The sequence below is a fragment of the Methylotenera sp. genome (assembly GCF_030653755.1).
Lineage (GTDB): Bacteria > Pseudomonadota > Gammaproteobacteria > Burkholderiales > Methylophilaceae > Methylotenera.
The window spans coordinates 51501-75387 of record NZ_JAURYU010000015.1 but is presented as its reverse complement, the minus strand read 5'-3'; the positions used below and the strand labels follow the sequence as shown (position 1 = coordinate 75387).

The window sequence follows — 23887 nt, the reverse complement described above, 5'->3', positions numbered from 1 at the left end:
CCGACTCTTAATGCTTAATAGCTCACGTTCATTGCAATCACAGGTGCGTATATCTAAAAATCACGGGTTCACACTGGTTGAATTGGTGGTGGTGATTACGATTGTTGGCATCCTCGCGGGCGGTGTGGCGCTATTTATTGGCAGGCCCACGCAATCGTTTTTTGATACTGAGCGACGTGCAGACTTATCTGACCGCGCAGATACTGCCCTACGTAGAATTGCACGAGATATCAGAAACGCATTACCAAATAGCGTCAGAATCACCACAAGTGGCACTGACAGCTTACTTGAATTTACACCAGTTATTAATGCAGGGCGCTACAGAGCTGAAGTTGGTACCTCATTAGCAGATAACCCTTTAGATTTTTCTAATCCAGCTGATACAAGCTTTAATGTATTAGGTTCAGCCATGAGCGTGTCCAGTAACGATTCATTGGTTATCTACAACTTAGGCATTGCTGGGGCAGATGTTTATGAAAGCTCTAACAGGCGTGCATTGAACAGCGCAACTAATAGCAACACACTCAGCTTTACTGGAAGCAGCTTTCCACTAACCTCACCATCGAGCAGATTTTACGTCGTATCTACCCCTGTGACGTATGCGTGCGATATGACTAATCGGGTATTGTGGCGGTATCAAGGCTATGCGTTTCAGGCAACGCAACCAGCCAGTATTGTAGTACTTGATGGCTTACCCTCAATTCAACGACATCAGCTTGCTAATAACTTAGCTAGTTGCCAAATTACCTACACCTCTGGGATTTTGCAACGTTCGGGTATTGTTTCTATTAATATCAGTATGATAGAAGATAGCGCACAGATAACCCTGATGCACCAAATCAATGTGGCTAATTCACCATGAATAAACACACCTCTCGTGGATTTTTACTGCCAGCCGCTATTTTTCTACTAGTGATTCTAGCCGCACTAGGGGCTTATGCCTTAAATATCAGCAGCACCCAACAGGCAACTTCTAAGCAAGATGTTCAAGGTGCAAGAGCTTACCAAGCTGCGCGAGTGGGCTTGGAGTGGGCCATATTTCAAGTACTAGCACCAGGATCCGCCAATCTAGTGAACTGCCCTAGCCCCACCACATTAAATATTGAATCATTTACCGTTGACGTTAGCTGTAGTCAATCCGTAGATTATAACGAACAAGGAACAGATCGTACGATTCGTTTATTTGAAATCACATCCAGAGCAAGTTTTGGTGTTGCTGGTACAATTGACTACACTGAGCGGCAATTACAAGCTACCGTTAGTAAATGCCGAGCAACCGACGCTATACCAGCGTACGAATGTAATTAACGCATAATTCTATTAATGGCAAATTTTGACAACCGATGAGTTTCCGATTTCCTATTTATATATTCATTTGGACACTAGTGCTAATATGCAATTGTGCCCATGCCGCGACTTATGCCTATAGGAATGATACATTTAGTTATGACACACCATCTGCATCTGCAAGCAATGCCACATGGCACAATAACGGCAACAGTCCTGCTTGTACAACTTACCCTCAGGGCGATGATGACTGGGATGATATTAACTTTCCATCAGGCTTCAAGTTTACGTTTGGTGGCGTAGAATATACTAGTGTAAGAATTTACTCTAACGGCATCATAAAGTTCGGTAACGACACTTCTGGGTATCATCGCAATTACTCTAACTTACAACTTCCAATAACAAGTAGCGCACTAGCATTTAGTGGATGTAGTAGTGGCGTGCCTACAAACATCATGCTCCCATACTGGACTGATATTGTGGCTGGAACGGGAAATAACACAGCTGGTGCATCAGTAAGATATGAGTTGCTCATGGACAACATAACTGACCAAAACCGTTTTGTCATTTCTTGGGTAAATGTAAAACTCTACAACACAACTACTCGCTATAACTTTCAAGTGGTACTCTATGAAAGCACTAGTGGCGTTAACGGTAATTTTAAGTATAACTACACTACTGGCAGCAGCACTGGCTCTGCAGCAACCGTAGGCGTACAGCTAAACACTGCTGACTCAACACAATACTCGTTCAATCAGGCGTTTATAGACACTGTAAATGGTACTTCTATCTTATGGTACCCAGCCAATCAGTTAGACCCAAAAACTGCGGAGTATCGTTTTGATGAAAATATTTGGGATGACATAGCAGGTGAAGTTAAAGACACATCTGGCAATAATCAAAACGCTTCTATTGTTGGAAATGTCAGCAATATTGCCAATGGTAAACTTTGCCGTGGCGGAAGCTTCACAAACAACACTTCTAACATAACTATTGATGCAGTTGCTACGCCAATTACACCAGGTAACTCTGGCTCTGTGAACCTGTGGTATCGATCAAATAGCGCTTGGAATGCGGGCTCATCAAATGCGACATTTTTTGATGCAACAAGAATTGCCGCTCAACCATTCTTTTTTATGAAGTTAGCAAATGGCCGACTCAGATTTTCCATTACTGATAGCGCAGGAACCGTAAGAACAGCAGAAACATCCACCAGCCGTACTTTTGCCGCTAATACATGGCACCATGTAGGCGTGAGCTGGAATATCAAACCTGGTACCAACCAGACAGTTTTACAAATTTTTCTTGATGGTGCGTTAGAAACAACTAATACCACAACACCATTCCGCTCCACCACCAGCGGCAATATAGCAAATCTAAATTCAATTTATATTGGAGATAACCGCACTTCTGGCATTACCCCAAGCAATGGTACGCCTAATGGCGCTAATGGCTTAATTGACGAAGTGTATATTTACGCTAGAGACATTAATTCAACTCAAGCCGAAGCTGATATGAATATTGTGCGTCCTACTTGTACGACACTGGACCATTTTCATATTATTCATAGTGGTGAAGTAGTTGGCTGCAATGCTGCCAGCGTTATTGTGGAGGCGCATGATACAAACCATGCCCTATTCAGCTTAGCAGGTACTACCATGCAAATTTCTAGTACGACCAATCATGGCATATGGTCTGGCATATCGACAATTAATCCAGTTAACGACATGGGTAATGGCACAGCCAATTACACTTTCAGTAATGAATCACGTATTACGCTAGGATTAACTAATGGCTTCAATGAGTCTCTTAACATCAATCTACAATCTGGTTTCATTACTGAAAGAACTGGCGCAGGTGCCATTTGTGTTTCTGAAGACTACACGTTTGGTTCAACATGTGACAGTAACCTTACCTTCTTAGAAGCTGGCTTTGCGTTTGATGTGTTAGATCATGTTTCAGAAACGAGCCAAACTGTAGCTATTAATGCTGTTAGAAAATCGAATAATAGCCTTGTATGTACGCCAGCGTTTGCCAGCGTAAACAGAAATATCAACTTCACTTGCAACTACAGCAATCCAACTACAGGCTCTATGCCTATTAGAGTTAACAACCGCGCACTTAACGCTGGAAACAATGCGAATGCAGTATGTGACTCAACAGGTCAGTCAGTCAACTTAAGCTTTAATGCTAGTGGTGTAGCAACTGCTAGCATTCAATACGCAGATGTAGGTAATATGTCACTTACAGCAAGAATCACGACAGGCGGCTTAAATATGACAGGGTCAGACAATTTTATTTCTGCACCTGCAACATTTACATTCTCAGGCACCACCGCACCGCCAATTAAAGCGGATAGCAACTTTAGTACATCAGTCACAGCAAAAAATGCATCTAACGCAACCACGCCTAATTTTGGCAAAGAAAGCACGCCAGAGAGCACATCACTTACTTTTAGCAAATGTCAGCCTACTGGTATAAATGCTGTCAGTGGTAGTTTTACAGGCTCGCTAGGATCTTTCACAAACGGTGTGGCAACATCCAACAATCTCAAATGGTCTGAAGTAGGCAACGGAGACCTCACTGCAACGTTAGCCAGCGGTAGCTATTTAGGCTCTGGCATTACTGCAACAGGCAATACTGGCACAACTAACACTGTTTGTAACGGCGCTGGTAATGTGGGCCGCTTTGTCCCTGATCATTTTGATACGATTGTGACACAAGGATGCGATGCTGGAAGTTTTAGCTATTCTGCACAACCTTTTAATGTAGAAGTTAAAGCGATGAATGCGTCTGGCAACATGACACGGAATTATGATGGCTCAGTAAACACCACCCCTAACTTCTCCAAAACAACAACGCTGAGTGATGCAAATGCAATAACAACGGGCTCCCTACTCAATAATAGCGTAACAGCTACCGCTTTTTCACAAGGAATTGCGAACGCAACACCAAGCTATATATTTAATAGCGCACTGAGCTCACCAGCCACCATTAAATTACGCGCGACTGATGTGGATAATGTTAGCTCTGCTTTGAGTAGCATTGAAGGAAGCACGCTAGTACGCAGTGGACGTATGCGTATACAAAATGCTTATGGTTCTGAGTTACTAGACTTAGCGATGCCACTTGTTGCTGAGTATTGGAGTAATGGCTCATGGATGCTGAATAGCAATGACGTATGCACCAATGGTGTTAGCCTTGCACTCACTGATTCAAATCCTGCAGATGGCCTTATTCCCAGTGAAATATGTGTATTAGATACAGGAAACCCTGGCAATAGCGGCCTGGGTTGTAGCGCGGCTGGGAGCGTGTCAAAAAGATTTAGAGAGCCTCCAGGAAACGGAAATTTCAATTTAACCTTAAAGGCGCCAGGAACTAACAACTCTGGCTCAGTGGATGTAACAGCAAACGTACCTAATTGGCTAAAATACAATTGGACAGGATCAGGAAATACCAACCCGAGTGCTCGTGCTACTTTTGGTATCTACAAAACTCCTGTCATTTACTTGCGTGAAAACTACTAGATTCCACTCAATACATTTTTCATTAAAGACAACATGCCAGCCAATAAACATAACTACCCCACTAACTTAGTGGCAATATATACATATATTACAATAAGTTACAATGTACAACTTAATGTAGTATATACTGCTTAAAACGATAAGAGACTTTAGTTTCAATTAGACACACTCATGATTAAATTTTTTACCAAGAAAAAATTGCAAGGCTGGCTCTCTGTAGAGCCCTCAGAGCAGAGTACACAGCTAACACATGTATTAAAAAACAATGGGCATAAACCCATGGTGAAAATGACTTTTTCTCAGGTAAATAATAAAGACGCCTTTGATGTTCAATCCATCATCGCGGATATTGACCTTGATATAGATAGCTACCACTGCACCATGCTTATTAAACAAGGTGAATATCAGATATTCCAGATTGAAAAACCTAATGTCCCTGACAATGAACTAAAGCAAGCCATTAGTTGGAAGCTAAAAGACATGATTGACTATCCTGTTGAGCAAGCTACTATTGATATCATTAACATTCCAGCTGATGACAACAAGTCGAGTCGACAATCTTATGTTTATGCAGTTTCCGCAAAAAATGTGCTTATTGGTCACTACATGCAGAAGTTTACTGATGCTGCTAAATTAGGACTAGAGGTCATTGATATACCAGAAATGGCACAAAGAAATATAGCTGCCTATATAGAAGAAGAAAACCGTGGATTAGCATTACTATCTATTAACAAGAATGGTGGCTTGCTCACATTCACAGCAAACAAAGCGCTATATCATGCAAGGCAAATTGAGCTAAACACTGAAGCACTTTCCAGTGACAATAGTGAGCAAAAGTCTAATATTTTTGAAAGATTCGCGTTAGAAATTCAACGCTCGCTTGATAATTTTGAACGTCAGTTCCCTCAACTTGCCATCAATCGACTTGTGTTAGCACCGTTTGTTGGTCGCGAAGACTTTTATGATTACCTAACCTCTTATTTATATATCAAAGTTGAGCGTTTAGATTTAGCCGACATTTTTGATTTTGAAGGTAATGCAAAACTTAATACTTTAGAATCCCAAGCATTGTTCTTCCCTGCCCTAGGCGCTGCATTACGTGATGGAGACGAACTGTGAACCAACAGATTAATCTCGTCAACATTGCTTTAATCAAACAAAAGCCATTTTTAACACTCAACAGTGTGGCTGCCGTGCTGGCCACATTAGTGCTTATTTTGTTAGCTTATTACACTTACTCGCAAAAAGAGATTTCAACGCTTAGTTTGCAGCGCCAGCAAGTAGCAGATGATCTTATCAAAACACAAAATGAAGTCAAAGCATTAGCGTTATTGCACGCCCCCCAAGAAATAGATGCTTCGCTTGAAAAACTAGTGACAAAACTAGAGCAAAAAATCAAAGTGCAACAACAAATACTAGAGATACTCAGCCACAGTACCAACACACCAGATAACAGCTACGCGGCATTGATGCGCGCATTTGCTAGACAGAGTATTGAGGGCTTGTGGCTAACAGGGTTTAGTGTTGATAGCCAAACAGACACACTTAACATTCAAGGTAGAGCACTTCAAAGTGACTTGGTACCTCAATATATTAACCGCTTAAGCAATGAGCCAGCATTAAAAGGTAAATTGTTCTCGGGATTGAGCATTAGCTTGCCAAAAGCAGATAATTTAATCAACAACCCGTCTGCAGCAAACACCACATCTCAAGCTCAATCTGACAAGATAAGCACTGTGACAGGAAAGCCAAACGTACAAAACTCACTAACCACGATAAATCTGCCTAATTATATTGAGTTCTCTTTAGAGTCAACATTAGACAATTCTTCTATTGCAGTTGAACCAGCATCGAGAACTGGAGATAAATCTTGAAAGCTGCACTCCTAGAAAAATGGTCATTACTCTCTAGTAAATTTGGTGCGCTCAATAATCGTGAACGTCTAATGGTGTTTGGGGCATCAGCATTGGTCGTATATACCACCGTTAATATGTTATTAATTAGTCCATTAGCGATAAGCAAACAAAGATTATTATCTGAAATTTCTACAGATCAATCAGTCATATCAGATCTGCAACAACAAGTTGATTTATTAAATAGCAAACAGCCTATCGACCCAAACGCACATAACAAACAGCACATTTCAGCGCTGGAAAGTGAGCTAGCCGCTATTGATACGGCAAAAAATCAGCTAGAGATCACCTTAATTAGCCCTGACAAAATGCCAGAATTGCTAAGAGATTTGTTAGCTAAAAACGGCAAACTAAAATTAATCGCACTCAATACACTACCTACTCAATACTTATTAGCACAACCTACTACGACAAACCTGCCCACTACACAACTAGCGCTTAATCAAGAAGGGCAACAGGAAAATCCAGTATTTAAGCATGTTGTAGAAATTACCATTGAAGGTCGTTATTTAGACTTACTTGATTATGTATCTACGATAGAAAAAATGGATTGGCACGTTCTTTGGAACAATGCTGAGCTATCAACAAAAACATATCCTAATAATCAACTTAAACTGACGGTATACACCTTAAGTTTAGATAAAGCATGGTTAAGTATCTAATCATGAAGACTCTTTTAATCACTTTTAAGTATTTAACAAAAAAAACGTCCAGATTACTCACTGGCGCGACTTATTTATTGTTGATAAACATTGCTTCCGCCGACACACTTAAGGATCCAACACAGCCACCGGCAGCCTTTTATAATCAGTCATCTAGCGCTCAAGGTGGTGAGTTGTTCAGCGGCCCCGTGTTACAATCAATCATCCTTGGTTCGAACTACCATGCTGCAATCATTAATGGGCAAAAAATAATGCTAGGGCAAAAATATGATGGTGCTACATTAATCAAACTTAATGAGCGCGAAGCCGTGCTACGCAATCCCGACAGAAGTTTAAAAATATTAACGATGGATTATTCAATACAGAAAAAAATACGGCCCGCAAAAAATCAGGCTGATTTTACTAAGCAAAGAAGCCAATCCAAGTAAAAAATTTGCTCCAATTGATAGAATGAACTGAACGAGAATAACATGCCGATAATTGCAATACGACTATCTTCACTATTGATTGTAATGCTACTCACTAGCTGTGCGGGCTTTATGCAGGCTCATGACCAAAGCACGATTAACACGATTAAAGATGAGTTAAAAGCTGGCGCAGAAACTAAGCCAACAGCCCCTACCCCAACTGAAATCAATGATGCACTGTTGCCACCCTTAAAAATTGAGATTCCAAAAGCAACTGCAAAAAAGCTTGAGCAACGTTTTGATTTAGTCATTAACAATGCACCAGCCAACCAAGTGCTAATGGGCATTGTTGGTGGCACGCGCTATAGCATGCTTGTTCATCCAGATATCACTGGCGATATCTCCGTAAACTTAAAAGATGTAACAGTATTTGAAGCTTTAGATGCACTTAGAGAGTTATATGGTTACGAATACAAAGTTGATGGCTCTCGCATTTTTATAGAGCAACAATCAATGCAAACACGCGTGTTTCAAGTAAATTACATTGTTGGTCAACGTAGAGGCTCTTCCGATACACGCGTTACATCTGGCTCGATTAGCGGTGGTCAAAATAACAGGCAAGGCGCTAACAATATGGGCGGTGCCTCACAAGTAACGAACAATATTGGTAGCAATGCTAACAATATGAATCGTCCACTCACCAGTACAAGCATTACCACATCTTCTGACAATGATTTCTGGAAAGACTTAACAGACTCTCTAAACGGTATTGTCGGAAATGAAAATGGCCGTCGTGTTATTGTAAACCTACAATCTGGTGTGATTGTTGTACGCGCGATGCCAAGTGAGGTTCGTAACGTTGAGTCTTTCTTACGGCTTATGCAGGTATCAATTGAACGACAAGTGATACTTGAAGCAAAAATCATCAATGTACAACTTAATGATTTATCTCAAAGCGGGGTAAATTGGTCAGTATTTGGTAGTAGAGGTTCTAATACAGGCATCATAGGTAACATTAACGCAAATACACAACTGTCAAGTAGTGGCAATGGCAATTTGGTAAGCGGAGACTTATCCGCTACTGGTGGCAATGTGCTCAACAACGCAGCAACGACGGCATTAGGTGGTCCATTATTTGCCATTGCACTGCAAGGGGCTAACTTTTCAACTTTACTATCGTTTTTAGAAACACAAGGCGATGTTCAAGTGCTTTCTAGCCCGCGTATATCCTCTATCAACAACCAAAAAGCAGTACTAAAAGTGGGTACAGATGAATTTTTTGTAACAGGCATTTCATCAAATACTACGGCATCTGTAGGTGCAACGACTACCGTACCAGAAGTAATATTACAACCTTTCTTCTCTGGTATTACGCTAGATGTAACCCCGCAAATTGATAGAGATGACAACATCATCCTGCATATGCACCCCTCTATTAGCCAAGTATCTACAGTCAATAAACAGGTGACATTGGGTGGAACCGCTGGTCAAATTAACTTACCTTTGGCCTCTAGTAACATTAGCGAAACTGACAGTATTGTCCGCACACGTGATGGGCGTGTAATTGTGATTGGGGGCTTAATGACGGAAAGTGCAACCAGTTCAAAATCCAAAGTACCAGGTTTAGGTGATGTCAAAGGTATTGGTGCGGCGTTCCGTCAACAAGGTGCTTCTAAAACAAAATCTGAGTTGGTGATTCTACTTAAAGCATCTGTTGTACAAGGCCAAGAAAATTGGGCTAACGATATGTTATCTAGTAAGCAACGCATAGAAGAAATGCAAAGACCTACGCCAACAGAGGATAAATAGCCCATGTATCCGCAACATTTCGGGCTTAATGAGTTTCCCTTTAGCATTACGCCAGATACAAGCTATTACTTTGCCTCTGCAAGCTACCAAGATGCATTAAACACCGTCATATTTGCAGTGACTACGGGCGAAGGTTTTATTAAAATCACAGGTGAAGTCGGCACAGGTAAAACATTGCTATGCCGCAAGCTTATGTCTAGCTTAGACCAAAGCTATAAAATAGCCTATGTACCCAACCCATACCTTGAGCCGCAATCACTTTTAATGGTATTGGCTGAAGAGCTAAATATTAGCTTACCAACTGATACGCAAATAACGCAGCATGTAATACTCAATGCACTGACACACGCCCTATTAAACTTTGCGCGAGACAATATTAAAGTAGTGGTATGTCTTGATGAAGTACAGGCCATGCCAATAGAAACACTAGAGGCACTGCGACTGCTAAGCAACCTTGAAACAGAAAAGAGAAAACTGCTACAAGTGGTTATTTTTGGGCAGCCAGAACTGGAAGAAAAATTAAACCACCCTTCTATCAGGCAACTTAAACAAAGAATCACATTTGATTATCAGCTTGATTTACTAAGCCGTGATGAAATGGCCTACTACCTTAACCACCGTCTCACCATTGCAGGTTATAAAGGTAGCCGTATGTTTAGCCGCACGGCTTTATACTTGATGTATTATCATTCAAAAGGCGTACCAAGACTCATTAACATACTGGCTCACAAATCCTTATTAGCCACTTATGGTAAAGGCAAGCACCAAGTAGGCATGCACGAAATGTTGGCAGCAGTTTCCGACACGAGTTCGATTGAGTCAACTTGGCGAAAAGTAGCACTAAGAAGCTTGTCTTTGACAATGCTATTTGGGGTATTTGGCTTTATCTTATTGATGTTTATTAACAACCCAAAGCTATATTAAATCTCGATTACAAAAAGACTAACAATGAGTTTAATCAATCAAATGCTAAAAGACCTTGAACAACGTGGTGCAAAATCCACAGATGTTCAGCCATCAATTACGCCACAATTTGGTGTATCAACACAGAAAAGCAACAACAGAGCGATTAACACGATTGGCCTAATATTTATTGTGATTGCAATTGCTTATGCTGTGTTTTTTGCACTTGAACAGCCAAACCGTATGAAAGATTTACTAGGGTTTAATAAAGCGAGTGTAAGTAGCACTGAAAACCCAACAACCAAGATAAACCCTGCAAACTTTGGACAAACGATTCAAGACAAAGGGTTAGCGAATGAAACCTTACCAGAGGCACCAATAACATCGCCTAACGACACAAATGAGGCTAGCATTAACTCTCAAGCACAACAGAACACGCAACCAAGCAATTTATTTGAGACTACACTTAGGTACGACCTAGACCAGAAGAGCTTAGCTCAACCAGCTAAAACCACTGTCGTTAACACCCCAAAGATGACAGCGCCTACAGTGATTGAGTATGAAAAAAAAACGACAGATCCAATTGAAATAAAAGAAAATCAGAAAAGTGAAGCCATAACAACCTCTGTAGGCAAAGGCTTTAGCCCACAATCCATCGCTAGCAAACAACAGACTAATATCAATAAAAAAATAAGCCCTGAGCAAAATGCCAATAGTTACTATCAACAAGCGCTTATCTATTTACAACAAGGTAGAGTGGCAGAATCACAAGCTAATTTAGCAAAAGCACTGGAACTCAATCCAACCCATCATGAGGCTAGGCTAACCCTTGCAAGTTTATTGCTAGATAATAAACGCTTGAGCGATGCAAAAGACGTACTAAATGCAGGCTTACAAATTAGTCCTGAACAGAATGAGTTTCGTATAGCACTAGCGCGCTTGCAAATTAGTGCTGGAGATCAAGCAACTGCATTAAGCACTTTAGAACATGGGCTGCAATATGCGCCTAACCATGCAGCCTATCAAGCTTTTTTAGCCACATTATTACAGCGTAGTGGCAGGCATGAAGAGGCCATTACCCATTACATGAAAGCAGTATCGCTTGAAACAAATGCTGGAAGTGTGAAAACAACCACGCTGGTGGGCTTAGGTATTGCTTTACAAGCAGCAGATAGGCTTGAACACGCGCAGCAAGCGTTTATTAAAGCCCAACAAACAGACTCGCTCAGCCCAGAGCTTTCAAGCTTTGTTGATCAGCAATTAAAGAAATTAAATCAAAGTCTTGCAAAGTAAAAATTCCAACTTAACTTAAGTAGTATGTTAGCTAAAGTGATGTGTTCATTAGCATCTAGAAAAATCTGGAAAAATGCAGTCTGGCCAATAAATCCTATTCAACATAATAAATACCCCGATAACTGCGCTACTATTTTATAGGGCGCCATAACTTAAGTAATAACGCATTAGAAATCACACTGACGCTACTTAATGCCATTGCAGCTCCCGCCAACACAGGGCTTAACATCCCCATAGCCGCCAGCGGAATACCCACGACGTTATAAATAAATGCCCAAAATAAATTTTGTCTAATTTTTTGGTAAGTACGTTTAGATATATCGATTGCATGAGCAACTAAAGCAGGGTCGCCTCGCATTAATGTAATGCCCGATGTATACATGGCAACATCGGTACCGCTAGACATTGCAATCCCCACATCAGCAACAGCCAGCGCTGGAGCATCATTCAAGCCATCACCCACCATAGCAACCAGCCCATCTTGTTTTAACTGTGTCACGATAGATGCTTTTTCATCTGGTAATACTTGCGCATAAAACTGTGAAATCCCTAATTGGCTAGCAACGCGGGAGGCGCTACCTTGATTATCACCTGATATCAATACAGTTATTATGCCTAACTGTTCTAAATCCGCAATCGCTTTATTAGCAGTGGCCTTAATTGCATCACCAAATGCAAATAAGCCTAATAGCTTGGGTGCAAAGTTTTCAAGCGCTCTAGTTTGTGCTAACCATGAAATACTGTACCCTTTTTGCTCTAGCGCTAACGCATCTTCTTTGAAAGATGAAAGATTCACCTTTAAATCATTCATCAGGCGCGTGCTTCCAAAATAAAACTTCTGCCCCCCTACTTCGCCCACCACACCTCGACCAGCCAGTGCCTGTAAATCTTGCACTATTTGTAATTGCAAACCTTTAGCGTTAGCAGCATTAGTCACGGCTTTTGCCAATGGATGTTCGCTCCCTGCCTGTAAAGTTGCGGCTAACATGAGTAGTTGCTCTGTGTCCTGAGCACTGACTTCTTTGGTAGTTGACTGCATGTTAATTAACTTAGGATGCCCTTCAGTTAAAGTTCCTGTTTTATCAAACGCAACGGTCTTAATGGCATGCGCAAGTTCTAGTGCCTCGGCATCTTTAATTAAAATGCCATGTTGGGCAGCAACGCCTGTGCCAACCATAATGGCAGTTGGCGTTGCTAAACCCAGCGCACATGGGCAAGCAATTACTAAAACCGTGACCGCATTAATAATAGCAGCCTCCCAGTTTCCGTTGAATAAACCCCAAACAATCAAAGTAAGTGCTGCAATCACAAGCACCACTGGCACAAAAACTGTGCTGACTTTATCCACCAATCGTTGAATTGGCGCTTTTTTCGCTTGTGCGGACTCGACCAAGCGCACAATACGCGCCAGTACAGTTTCAGCACCTACGGCATTGGTAGTAATAGTTAAAAGACCCTCGCCATTCATGGCGCCACCAGTCACTTTATCCCCTACTTTTTTTGACACTGGTAGGCTCTCACCAGTAATTAAGGACTCATCCACTTGGCTATCTCCACTCTGCACTGTTCCATCAACTGCAATACGCTCACCAGGCTTCACTAAAACTAAATCACCCACTTTTACCAACGCAATAGAGACTTGTTCAGGCTGTCCATTTTTTACAACAGTAGCAAACTCAGACCTTAATGTATTGAGTGCGCGTATTGCTTCTGTCGTTTGTGACTTTGCACGTCCTTCTAACCACTTTCCAAACAACACTAAGGTAATCACTATCGTGGAGGATTCAAAATACAAATGATGCGCACCTGCACCATGAGATGGGCTAAACAATAAATACACGCTCAAGCCGTAAGCCGCAGAGGTGCCAATCGCAACCAGCAAATCCATATTGCCAGCACCAGCTTTAAGCGCATGCCAGCCTGCTTTATAAAAACGCCAGCCTAACCAAAACTGCACAGGTGTCGCTAAGGCCCATTGCAACCACCCAGAAAGCTGACCCTGCCAACCCAACCACTGTACAATCATTGCAATTACTAGTGGCAAGGACAATATTGCAGCAAGCGCACTTGGCCACCATTGATTCTGCCTGTAAGACTCAGTAAGGTGTTCAGTGCTATCATGTTCTGCACTTAACGACTGAGCTTGATAGCCAGCAGCAACTACCGCATCAACGAGCTGCTGTGTCGTCACCTTACCTATACCAGAAACCTGTGCGGTTTCTAAAGCAAGATTAATCTCAGCAGTCACTACACCAGACACATTCAGTAGCGCCTTTTCAACGCGACCAGCACAAGATGCGCAGGTCATGCCCTTAATCGCTAAAGTCCATTCATTACTTACTTGATTAGTCATGATTTTTTAATATCGATAAAGATGATTGTGATGGTAATCCATTATAATCCTCGTCATTGTAATTAAACCTATCTAGTTTTATTTAGATAACTTTTGTTTAGAAACGAGCAATCATGGCTGGTGCAAGTCTTTTAACGCTTATTGATGATATAGCAACTATTTTAGATGATGTATCTGTCATGACTAAAGTCGCGGCTAAAAAAACAGCAGGCGTATTGGGGGATGATCTTGCGCTCAATGCTCAGCAAGTATCTGGTGTAAATGCAGATAGAGAGCTACCTGTTGTTTGGGCAGTCGCAAAAGGTTCTGCAATTAACAAAATTATTCTAGTGCCATTGGCATTAGTGATTAGTGGCTTAGCTAGCTGGTTAGTCACGCCACTGCTTATGTTAGGTGGGCTGTTTTTATGTTTTGAGGGCGTTGAAAAACTGTTTCATAAGTTCGTGCATGCTGATGAGCTAGTACATCACGACCCTAAAAATTTGATTGGTCAGGATGAAAGCAAAACGTTAGAAGTTTTAGAAAAAGAAAAAATCAAAGGGGCTATTCGCACAGACTTTGTGCTCTCTGCCGAAATTATCGTCATCACATTAGGCACAGTCGCCACGGCAGCATTCATACAACAAATTTTAGTGCTGACAGGCATTGCCGCAGTGATGACGGTGGGCGTTTATGGCCTTGTTGCAGGGATTGTGAAACTTGACGATGGCGGCTTATATTTGGTCAGTTGCAAAGGCAAAAGCTTACTAGCCACCTTAAAACGTAAGCTTGGTTTTGGTATTCTATGGTTTGCGCCGCATATGATGAAAACTTTATCAGTAGTCGGTACCGCTGCGATGTTCTTAGTAGGCGGTGCAATTTTGGTACATGGTATTGCGATGGTGCAACATGCAATTCAACACATAAGCAATGGAATAAGTAACGGATTTTTGCAAGCTATTATGCCAACGCTATTAGATGGCCTATTTGGCGTTGTTGCTGGGATTGCTACCCTGATGGTGATGCTTGGCATTAAAAAACTATTCAAGATCATTAAAGCGAAGTGAAGTTAGATATGACAGATTTAGTTGGTTATTTTTCAGCATTTTTAACAACATTTGCATTTGTGCCACAAGCGCTTCACTCTTGGAAAACGAGAGATTTATCAGGCGTTTCTTTGCCCATGTACAGCCTGTTTAGTTTAGGTGTGTTTGGTTGGTTAATCTATGGCATCATGATAGTGAGCTGGCCTATTATTGTAGCCAACAGCATCACTTTCATGCTCGCATGCGTAGTGCTTTATCTAAAAATTACGCATAAAAAATAGTGTATTTGAACCACTAATTTTTCAGAAAGCCAAAGTCAGATAAGGCACTTTTTAGGTCAGCTGCAACAATACGGTAACCATTTGCGTTCGGATGTATTGGGTCTGCCTTTAAGCTATTTTTTGCTAATACAGCAGAAAACACACCTTCAATCAGGGGAGTTTCTGTTTCATCCGCTAGCTTTTCATACAAGGGATGATCCTGCAAATTACCAAACGCGGCACCAATCGGGCTAAACTTTGGAATTGCGATTAATACAGTCTGAATATTACGTACCTTACTTTGCGCTAATATCGCATTCAAATTTCGCACGGTCTCTGTTTCAGGTACATGTTTCAGAAAGTCATTACCGCCTAACTCTACAATCAATAAATCAATTTTCTGAATACCGTCGTCATGCGATGCTAACAAGGCATCTAGCCGACTTAAGCCATCAGCTGATGTATTGCCAGGAACACCAGCATTTATAATATTCCAGCCAGTATCTGCAGTCAAAAGACTCACGTAATCTTCGCCATCCCCAGCACCTGTACCGTAGGTCAGACTATCCCCTAACACTACAACGCTTGCATTAGCAGGGAGTGTAGTAAATTGATGCCCTGAATCACATGCGGAAAATAATACTACGATGATACTAAGCAAAAATCCTCTGACCATTCAATATCCTATTTGATTGGGAGCGTGTAAACAAGAATTTGATCGCCAGATGGAAAGCCAAAAATAGCATTGCCGCCAGCAGCCACTGCCACATATTGTACGCCATCAATTTCATAACTAATAGGCGGTGCATTAACACCAGCCGTCACCTTTGTCTGCCAGATTAATTGACCAGTTTTGCTGTTGTAGGCATTGAAATGACCACTACCCTCACCCATAAACACCAATTCGCCGCGGGTAGCTAAAACCCCGCCCATCAGCGGCTGTTCTGTTTTTACCTGCCAACGCATTTTACCAGTCGTTAAGTTAATGGCAGACAACACTCCCCAACGCGCATCTTTAGTTGGCTCTGATGACACATACTGAACAGCAGGTAAATTACCTTTTGCTGGCTCATCCACCAATGTATATTTAATCGGCGCATGAATCCCTGCAACAAAACTTGTTTGGCTGATCTCATCTAATGCACTTGGGCTCCAATTAGAACCGCCTAAAATACCTGGGTACAATACGGTGCCTTCTTTTGTGGCTTTAGCAAATAAATTATGCTGCGGTACAAAAGCTTCTGATTTTTTTAGAAGCGCACCTGTTTCTCGATCATTGATATAGTACCAGCCTGTTTTACCAGCTTGTCCTACTGCGGGTATTGTTTTACCGTCTTTCACATAATCAAATAATACTGGCGGACTTGCCACATCGTAGCCCCAAACATCATGGGGCACTTGTTGGTAATGCCATTTAATTTTGCCAGTTTCAGTATTTAAAGCAACCAAAGACACTGTGTATAAATTATCACCTGGACGTGAAACGTCGTTCATTTGTGGTGAGGGGTTGCCCGTGCCAAAAAATAAAGTATTGGTTTTGGTATCAATGGCTGGGGTAGTCCAAGCAGAACCACCGCCATACTTCCAAGCATCCTGACGTGTTTTTAAACTCTCTTTTTCTGCCGCAATATCACGATTTAGTACCAAACCGTCTGAGGTTGTTTCAGTAAACATGCCCTCCCACCCTTGCGATGGTATCGTGTCAAACTGCCATACTTTTGCACCATTTTTAACATCATATGCAGCTAAAAAACCTGGGCGGCCATATTGACCACTTACACCGACCACTGCTCCAAGGGGTGCATCTATCCTTGGTTGATCAATATGCAAGCCATAACCAACCCCAGTCACACCAACAATCACTTTACCCCGATAAACAACTGGAGCCATCGCTATGCCAATGCCTGTACCACCATAAATTTCTTTTTTACTTTTAGCATCCGCCTTACTTAACAAACCTGTACTTTCAGTTAAAGCGGTATCTTCAGCGACATTAATATCCCATAGTTTTGCGCCAGATTTAGCATCTAAAGCAATTAACCTAGCATCTACAGTACCAATAAACACTATACCGTCACTGACTGCCACACCACGATTAGCTGGACCGCAACACATTTTCCAATCAGCTTTACGTGCATGTTGATAACGCCAAATCTCTTTGCCTGTTTTTGCATCAAGCGCTGCGACATGGTTAAAAGGCAAGGAGACATACATCACACCACTTTTGACAATTGGCGTGGCCTGAAAGCTGGCAGAAACACCTGTTTTAAATTCCCATGCTAGTGATAAATTCTTAACATTACTCGTATTGATTTGTGTGAGTGGCGATAAACGCTGATTTGTATAATCTCCACCATAAACAGGCCAATCGTGATGACCAGTAGAAGTTGAGTGTTTGCTTAACCCTGAACAGGCAGCGGTTGTAGCGATAGCGCCAACCAGCATCACATACCCGCTAATAGATTTTAACTGCTGAAAGTTCAAGTACTTATACATCACTAGCATCCTTATATTTGTCATCACTGCATAACATTTATTTAAAAGTATACAGATGTGTATACCTTTTGCCAATTAACGACTAAAATTAATCTAAGCCACAAAACAATTAGTTAATATAACGCTATACTAATGGCGTATAGCTTAGGCTTACAGTACATCTCATTGACTTAGACCATGCAATTAACACATTAATCAAGGAGTTTGCATGAATGATCGTATTCAAGAGCTGCTGAACCAAATTACCGAACTAGAAGATGATTTACGCACTGCCCTGAATGAGCAACAGTCCACGATATTTTTTCAGATTAAAGGCAAGCGTGTTGAGTTTGAAAAGTCCATGAAAGAGACACACAAGCGACTTAAAAGAAACTTCTTTACATGGCTGGTCACTAATCGACCACAAAATCTGATTACGGGACCTATCATATACGCGATGATTATCCCGCTGGTGATTACTGATATTTTCATCACGTTTTACCAACTGACCTGCTTTCCTATATACGGTATTAAAAAAGTGCGCAGAGCAGATTACATCATCTATGACCGTCAACAACTGCAATACCTCAATTTTATAGAAAAATTTCACTGCACCTACTGCGCATACGGCACTGGTATGATTGCTTACATCAGCGAGATTGTAGCGCGTACAGAACAATATTTCTGTCCGATCAAACACGCAAGAAAAGTATTAGGTTCCCACTCACGCTATTCGCGTTTTATAGAATATGGTGATGCCGAGAATTATCAGGAAAGATTAGAACAATACCGTCGTGCACTTAACGAAGAAAAGCAAAATAGTAGTTGTGAAATAAGCAACGCTAATCAGGCAAGAAACGATCAATAAATAGGCTAAGAATTACTGGGTATTTCGGTAATTACTACCAAAAAATTCCATCATTAAGAAGTCTTCAAGGCCAGCGTTATCTTCTAGTCTTGCAGATTGCGTTACTGAGCGACCAAGACGATGTGATTCCCAAGTAAAATCGCCCTGATAATGTTCACGGATAAGTGCAATCATGCGTTTTATTATTGACAACCGAATATCTTGACCAGTGCTAGCTTCAACTTCAAAGTATTGAAGCCTAGCGTTACTGTAGTCATTCGTCCACCCCTTAAATACAAAAGTGGCGTGGCGAGAACTTTTGCTCGTAATCTCAAAAATACCATTAGTCCCGCTTTTAAAGTTATTTTTAATGCGCTCATCTCTGAGTTGCTCTTCACTTGGCCCACGTTGACTGGCGATAGCCTCAGCATTTTGTCTCGCCGCGTCATATTCTGCACCTTTTCTACTAGCTTGCACTGCTTTCATGTAGGACGCCATATCAGGAAATTTTGCTGGGTCTAATACGGGCTCTTGAGTTGGCGGCTTAGGCACAGGGGTAGGTTCTGGCACCATGAACTCTGGCTTACTGAGTGGTTTTGCTACCTTTGCTATCACCTTAGGCTGCTTAATCGGTTTCACAATGGGCTTTTCTTTCTCCAGTTCAGGCATCGGCTGTGGCAATGGTTCAACCATTGGCTTAGCTTTTGGTTGCGCCAAGCTCACTTCAATGGTGGTCGGTGGGCTTGCTGGCGGCTCATCAAATTTAACATTTGGTGCAAAAAAGAAAAAAATCGCATGAATCAATAGCGAAAGGACAATCGCAATGATGGTGTTGCGGCTAATATTAACGCTGATAGATTTATCATTAACGCTACGCAGACGATATGCCTGCGCTAAAAACTCATCAAAGTTTTGCTCATTACTCTGGTTAATATTCACTTGATTAGACTGCATAACGTTTACAGGCGAAGGTCTGCCCATGTTTTCTCAAGGCGCTTTAAGGACACAGGAAACGGTGTTTTAAGTTCCTGCGCAAATAAGGATACGCGCAATTCTTCAATCAGCCATCTAAAATCCTGTAAGCTTTGTGGAATATCCAAATGGGCCGCGTTCAGCGCATTGACTTTGTCTTGCCACTTTTGCCAGAACAAGCCAACACTAGCCGCGTTTTTACCATCACGGTCAGGGTTTGCTGGATGCTTCTCTATCCGAAGTCTTAGCGCTTTTAAATAACGTGGGACATGCTGCAACTGCTCCCAAGGCGTTTGGCTAAAACATCCTTTGTAGACTAACAATCCAATTTGCTGTTCTAAATCTCGCTTTAGGCGATTAACGGTTGCAGCCATTTGACCCTGCTTTTGTACAAGCAACTGATACTCTGTAGCAATGGCCTGCGCTTGTCGTGCGACGGCCTGTGTCACTGCTGGCAAGCGTGTTCTGGCACGTTGTTTCAACACCATAAAATCGGCATTAGTGCGTGGCAAATCATCTTCACCAATAAATGCACGGTCTGCAATTGCCAAAATCATATCTTCTCGCAGGTCATCAGCTGACATTACATTACGTAGGGTGAGCGCATATTGATTAAAGTTTGGTAGGCTTTTCTCCAACTGCTTCATTTGCTCTTTTAGCTCAAAACGCATCAAGCGGCATACGCCCTTACGATGGCTCAACTCAGCCTCACGTTCAGTATCAAATAGCTTAACGGCAATACTGTAATTAGCATCTTCAAGCGCTGGATATCCAGTGACTTTTAAGCCGTCTCGCTCAAAACTAAGCGTCTGTGGTAGGTCGCCAAAATCCCATTGTTTTAGCCCTGTTTTTTCAATGTCTGGTGACGTATTTCTAAAGGTAAGTTGTGCCGCAGACCCTAGCTGCTTTTTAAGCGCATTCCAATCGCGCCCCATTGCAAGCTCCCTTCCATCATCATCTAACACGCTAAAATTCATTAAATGGTGCGGCGGTATGTCACTAAGCGTCCAATCCTCTTTGCCAACTTTTAGCGTTGTTTTGCGTTGGATATAGGCCGCTAAGGTTTCAAGGATAGGCTGTGAAAACTGATCATTCACATCATCTAAAAAACCCGTGACAAATTCTGGTACCGGAACGCATACACGACGGAATGTTTTAGGTAAGGCTTTAATCAAATAAGTAATTTTCTCACGCAGCATCCCAGGCACTAGCCACTCGGTTTGAATTGGGTTCAGTTGGTTGAGCAATGCAAGTGGCACGGTAGCGGTCACACCATCTAATACATGACCTGGCTCAAAGCGATATTTCAAGGTAGTTTCAACACCATCTAACATGATTTTTTCAGGAAACTGCACAGCCGTAATTGCATCTGCCCCATGCCGCATTAAATCATCGCGCGTGAGATACAGCAGTCTTGGAGATATTTTTTCAGCATCTGCACGCCATTTTTCAAAACTTGCAGCATTAAAAATATCCGCTGGTACTTTGGCATCATAGAATGCAAAAAGTTTATGCTCGTCCACCAACACGTCTTGTCGGCGCGCTTTATGCTCCAGCTCTTCAACTTCTGCTATCAAGCGTTCATTAGCCGTAAAAAAGGCAGCTTTGGTATCAAACTCGCCATTTGCAAGCGCCTCGCGTATAAATATCTCACGGGACTCAGCAGGGTTAATGGGGCCGTAATGTACGCGGCGTTTTGGAATAATCGTCAGCCCATATAAGCTCACACGCTCCCAAGCGTTGACCATGCCCATTTTCCTGTCCCAACGCGGGTCTGAATAATGGCTTTCTGTTAGGCCTCTGGCTAGCGGTTCAATCCAGTCTGGTTCAAGTTTAGCGACACATCGCGCATATAACTTGGTGGTATCCACTAGTTCTGCCGCCATCACCCATTTTGGACGTGTCTTTTTAAGCGTGGAGCCAGGCGCTACGTGGAAGCGAATACCACGCGCGCCCGCGTATGAATCGCTATCACCATCTTTAAACCCAATATTACCTAGTAAGCCAGCCAACAGGGCTTTGTGAATCTGCTCAAAGTTAGCCTCTTTTTCATTCAGCTTAAATTCCATCTCTAAGACAATATCTAACAGTTGTCCATGTAACTCTCGCCATTCTTTCAAACGTAAGAAAGATAAAAAATTAGTGTGGCATTGATTGAGCAAGTCTTTATTAGATTTCTTGGTTTTAAGCGCACTATCAAAGAAATCCCATAACTTCAGGTAGCTCATAAAGTCTGAGCCCTCACCTGCAAACTTAGCATGTGCATTATCAGCTGCTTCGCGCTTATCCATTGGGCGTTCGCGCGGGTCTTGTATGCTGAGCACACTAGCAATAATCAAGATTTCTTTTAAGCAATGCTCACGCTTAGCAGCAAGAATCATCCGTCCTACTCGCGGATCTAGCGGTAGCTTAGCTAGTTGCAAGCCAGTTTCAGTAATCTGGCGACGTGCATCTACCGCGCCAAGCTCTTGCAACAACAAGTACCCATCGGCAATTAAGCGTGATGATGGAGCTTCAATAAACGGAAACTCTGTGACATCCCCCAAGCGTAATGCCGCCATGCGTAAAATCACAGCGGCTAGTGAACTGCGTAAGATTTCGGGCTCGGTAAACGCTGGGCGTCCGTTAAAATCCTGCTCGGAATACAACCTAACACAAATACCGTTTGAAACACGACCACAACGCCCAGCACGTTGCTTGGCGGCAGCCTGACTAATCTTTTCAATCTGTAACTGCTCAACTTTTGCACGGGTACTGTATCGATTCACGCGCGCCAAGCCAGCATCAATGACATACTTAATACCAGGCACTGTCAGTGATGTTTCTGCTACGTTGGTCGCTAGCACAATACGCCGACTACTATGGCTTTTGAAAATCTTTTGCTGATCTTCAATACTCAGGCGTGCAAATAAAGGTAATACCTCGATATGCTTTAGCTTCGCAGAACGCCCTTGGTATTTGCGCAAATGGTCAGCAACATCACGAATTTCTCGCTCACCTGGTAAAAACACTAAAATATCGCCATCACCTTGACGTAGCAAATCATCGGCAGCATCTAAAATGGCCTCTTCAATCGCCTCTTCCTCGTCATCTTCTTCTAGCCAACGCGCTTCTGTTTTGGCTTTGCGTGCAATGCCAAAGATGGTGTCATCATCTAAATCAAACTGAGCATTTTCTGCTTCGGCAATTTCCTTAGCACGGAAACCTGCGGCACCTAGTGGGCGATAACGAATCTCTACGGGGAAAGTACGACCAGACACCTCAATCACAGGGGCGCCATTAAAATGCTGTGAGAATCGATCCGCGTCAATGGTTGCAGACGTAACAATGATTTTTAAATCAGGACGTTTTGGCAACAACTGTTTAAGATAGCCAAGTAGAAAATCAATATTCAGGCTACGTTCATGCGCCTCATCAATAATAATCGTGTCATAAGCATTGAGAAACTTATCACCTTGCGTTTCTGCGAGCAAAATACCATCGGTCATCAACTTAACATAGCTGGACTCGGACAATTTATCGTTGAACCGCACCTTATAACCAACAGCCTCACCTAACGGCGTTTTCAGCTCTTGTGCAATACGGCTGGCAACGGACCTTGCCGCAATACGCCTTGGTTGCGTATGCCCAATCAACCCTGAGACACCACGGCCAAGCGCTAAACAAATTTTAGGTAACTGCGTGGTTTTACCAGAACCAGTTTCACCACATACAATGACTACTTGGTGCTTGCTAATAGCTTGAGAGATTTCATCACGTTTACCGCTGACTGGCAGTTCTGGTGGGTATTCTGGCTTGGGTAGATGTGTGAGCCGTTGTTGATACTTTTGCTGTGAAGCATGCATCTTTTGCACTACTTCATTCACCATGCGTTGCGCTCTTGCTAAGGACTTCTCATCCGCCGCTTTTTGCAATACTTTGATCTCCTGCACTTTACGCCGTAAAGCATGCCGATCTACCAGCATGCAGCTTTGTAGCGCTTGATCAAAGTTAGCAGGAATTAAATTATCAGGTTTACTCACATTCATAGTCGCAAATTTTATCATGCCGCGCCCATCTGCTTGAGTGAATCATGCAAAAGCATCAATAATCTATTATTTAAGGAAACGCGGAATAAGTCGCTGAGCGAGATAAAGTGCAAGGCGCACGGAACG

Annotated in this window: 18 protein-coding genes; 13 read left to right on the top strand and 5 right to left on the bottom strand. The window is 42.3% G+C overall.

Annotation, left to right across the window (positions count from 1 at the left end):
- The first annotated feature begins 10 nt into the window (after nt 1-10).
- From Q7U33_RS03315 to Q7U33_RS03270, 10 genes are all read left to right on the top strand, one after another.
- The gene (locus tag Q7U33_RS03315; protein WP_304858160.1) at nt 11-862 is read left to right on the top strand and encodes a type II secretion system protein; all 852 of its coding nucleotides are present in this window, start codon (nt 11-13) and stop codon (nt 860-862) included.
- Nucleotides 859-1308 carry a hypothetical protein gene (locus Q7U33_RS03310; protein WP_304858159.1) on the top strand — a complete coding sequence of 150 codons (450 nt, stop codon included), beginning with the start codon at nt 859-861 and terminating at the stop codon, nt 1306-1308. The genes Q7U33_RS03315 and Q7U33_RS03310 overlap by 4 nt, the downstream gene beginning before the upstream one ends.
- Before the next feature lie 77 nt (nt 1309-1385).
- Nucleotides 1386-4814: a DUF6701 domain-containing protein gene (locus tag Q7U33_RS03305; RefSeq protein WP_304858158.1), complete on the top strand. Its 3429-nt coding sequence runs from the start codon at nt 1386-1388 to the stop codon at nt 4812-4814.
- A 171-nt stretch (nt 4815-4985) separates the two neighbouring features.
- Nucleotides 4986-5933, top strand: a complete 948-nt coding sequence (locus Q7U33_RS03300; protein WP_304858157.1) for an agglutinin biogenesis protein MshI — start codon at nt 4986-4988, stop codon at nt 5931-5933.
- A complete protein-coding gene (locus Q7U33_RS03295) occupies nt 5930-6688 on the top strand; it encodes a PilN domain-containing protein (RefSeq protein ID WP_304858156.1) in 759 nt (252 codons plus the stop codon). Before Q7U33_RS03300 ends, Q7U33_RS03295 begins: the two co-directional genes overlap by 4 nt.
- Nucleotides 6685-7389, top strand: coding sequence for an MSHA biogenesis protein MshJ (locus Q7U33_RS03290; protein WP_304858155.1), 705 nt, complete (start codon nt 6685-6687; stop codon nt 7387-7389). The genes Q7U33_RS03295 and Q7U33_RS03290 overlap by 4 nt, the downstream gene beginning before the upstream one ends.
- A 2-nt stretch (nt 7390-7391) precedes the next feature.
- A complete protein-coding gene (locus Q7U33_RS03285) occupies nt 7392-7817 on the top strand; it encodes a hypothetical protein (RefSeq protein ID WP_304858154.1) in 426 nt (141 codons plus the stop codon).
- Nucleotides 7818-7859: 42 nt separating this feature from the next.
- The gene (gene mshL / locus Q7U33_RS03280) at nt 7860-9605 is read left to right on the top strand and encodes a pilus (MSHA type) biogenesis protein MshL (protein ID WP_304858153.1); all 1746 of its coding nucleotides are present in this window, start codon (nt 7860-7862) and stop codon (nt 9603-9605) included.
- 3 nt (nt 9606-9608) lie between these two features.
- Nucleotides 9609-10529, top strand: coding sequence for an ExeA family protein (locus tag Q7U33_RS03275; RefSeq protein WP_304858152.1), 921 nt, complete (start codon nt 9609-9611; stop codon nt 10527-10529).
- 24 nt (nt 10530-10553) lie between these two features.
- A complete protein-coding gene (locus Q7U33_RS03270) occupies nt 10554-11801 on the top strand; it encodes a lipopolysaccharide assembly protein LapB (protein ID WP_304858151.1) in 1248 nt (415 codons plus the stop codon).
- 130 nt (nt 11802-11931) lie between these two features.
- Here Q7U33_RS03270 and Q7U33_RS03265 read toward each other — a convergent pair whose 3' ends face one another.
- Nucleotides 11932-14154 (bottom strand): cation-translocating P-type ATPase, encoded by a 2223-nt coding sequence (locus Q7U33_RS03265; protein ID WP_304858150.1) that lies wholly within the window; start codon nt 14152-14154, stop codon nt 11932-11934.
- 113 nt (nt 14155-14267) lie between these two features.
- On the opposite strand from Q7U33_RS03265, the gene Q7U33_RS03260 reads away from it, so the two are divergent.
- Both Q7U33_RS03260 and Q7U33_RS03255 read left to right on the top strand, forming a co-directional pair.
- Nucleotides 14268-15200, top strand: coding sequence for a DUF808 domain-containing protein (locus Q7U33_RS03260; RefSeq protein ID WP_304858149.1), 933 nt, complete (start codon nt 14268-14270; stop codon nt 15198-15200).
- An 8-nt stretch (nt 15201-15208) separates the two neighbouring features.
- On the top strand, nt 15209-15460 hold the full coding sequence (locus Q7U33_RS03255; protein ID WP_304858148.1) for a SemiSWEET transporter: 252 nt from the start codon (nt 15209-15211) through the stop codon (nt 15458-15460).
- Between the two features lie 13 nt (nt 15461-15473).
- On the opposite strand, the gene Q7U33_RS03250 is transcribed toward Q7U33_RS03255, so the two are convergent.
- Together Q7U33_RS03250 and Q7U33_RS03245 are read right to left on the bottom strand one after the other, a co-directional pair.
- Entirely contained in the window at nt 15474-16115 is a 642-nt protein-coding gene (locus tag Q7U33_RS03250) for a GDSL-type esterase/lipase family protein (RefSeq protein ID WP_304858147.1), read from the bottom strand.
- 8 nt (nt 16116-16123) lie between these two features.
- Entirely contained in the window at nt 16124-17935 is a 1812-nt protein-coding gene (locus Q7U33_RS03245; protein ID WP_304858146.1) for a PQQ-binding-like beta-propeller repeat protein, read from the bottom strand.
- A 208-nt stretch (nt 17936-18143) separates the two neighbouring features.
- Between Q7U33_RS03245 and Q7U33_RS03240 the strand changes: the two genes are divergently transcribed.
- Nucleotides 18144-18782, top strand: coding sequence for a hypothetical protein (locus tag Q7U33_RS03240; protein WP_304858145.1), 639 nt, complete (start codon nt 18144-18146; stop codon nt 18780-18782).
- Between the two features lie 12 nt (nt 18783-18794).
- Here Q7U33_RS03240 and Q7U33_RS03235 read toward each other — a convergent pair whose 3' ends face one another.
- Nucleotides 18795-19742 (bottom strand): hypothetical protein, encoded by a 948-nt coding sequence (locus Q7U33_RS03235; protein WP_304858144.1) that lies wholly within the window; start codon nt 19740-19742, stop codon nt 18795-18797.
- Nucleotides 19721-23779 carry an ATP-dependent RNA helicase HrpA gene (hrpA, locus tag Q7U33_RS03230; protein ID WP_370651977.1) on the bottom strand — a complete coding sequence of 1353 codons (4059 nt, stop codon included), beginning with the start codon at nt 23777-23779 and terminating at the stop codon, nt 19721-19723. Before hrpA ends, Q7U33_RS03235 begins: the two co-directional genes overlap by 22 nt.
- Nucleotides 23780-23887 lie beyond the last annotated feature (108 nt).

Excerpts from the sequence above, each read along its gene's own strand:
- hrpA (WP_370651977.1), bottom strand. The coding sequence starts at position 23,779 with ATGATAAAATTTGCGACTATGAATGTGAGTAAACCTGATAATTTAATT.
- Q7U33_RS03235 (WP_304858144.1), bottom strand. The coding sequence starts at position 19,742 with ATGGGCAGACCTTCGCCTGTAAACGTTATGCAGTCTAATCAAGTGAAT.
- Q7U33_RS03240 (WP_304858145.1), top strand. The coding sequence starts at position 18,144 with ATGAATGATCGTATTCAAGAGCTGCTGAACCAAATTACCGAACTAGAA.
- Q7U33_RS03300 (WP_304858157.1), top strand. The coding sequence starts at position 4,986 with ATGATTAAATTTTTTACCAAGAAAAAATTGCAAGGCTGGCTCTCTGTA.
- Q7U33_RS03255 (WP_304858148.1), top strand. The coding sequence starts at position 15,209 with ATGACAGATTTAGTTGGTTATTTTTCAGCATTTTTAACAACATTTGCA.
- Q7U33_RS03245 (WP_304858146.1), bottom strand. The coding sequence starts at position 17,935 with ATGTATAAGTACTTGAACTTTCAGCAGTTAAAATCTATTAGCGGGTAT.
- Q7U33_RS03265 (WP_304858150.1), bottom strand. The coding sequence starts at position 14,154 with ATGACTAATCAAGTAAGTAATGAATGGACTTTAGCGATTAAGGGCATG.
- Q7U33_RS03275 (WP_304858152.1), top strand. The coding sequence starts at position 9,609 with ATGTATCCGCAACATTTCGGGCTTAATGAGTTTCCCTTTAGCATTACG.
- mshL (WP_304858153.1), top strand. The coding sequence starts at position 7,860 with ATGCCGATAATTGCAATACGACTATCTTCACTATTGATTGTAATGCTA.
- Q7U33_RS03285 (WP_304858154.1), top strand. The coding sequence starts at position 7,392 with ATGAAGACTCTTTTAATCACTTTTAAGTATTTAACAAAAAAAACGTCC.
- Q7U33_RS03250 (WP_304858147.1), bottom strand. The coding sequence starts at position 16,115 with ATGGTCAGAGGATTTTTGCTTAGTATCATCGTAGTATTATTTTCCGCA.
- Q7U33_RS03260 (WP_304858149.1), top strand. The coding sequence starts at position 14,268 with ATGGCTGGTGCAAGTCTTTTAACGCTTATTGATGATATAGCAACTATT.
- Q7U33_RS03315 (WP_304858160.1), top strand. The coding sequence starts at position 11 with ATGCTTAATAGCTCACGTTCATTGCAATCACAGGTGCGTATATCTAAA.
- Q7U33_RS03310 (WP_304858159.1), top strand. The coding sequence starts at position 859 with ATGAATAAACACACCTCTCGTGGATTTTTACTGCCAGCCGCTATTTTT.
- Q7U33_RS03270 (WP_304858151.1), top strand. The coding sequence starts at position 10,554 with ATGAGTTTAATCAATCAAATGCTAAAAGACCTTGAACAACGTGGTGCA.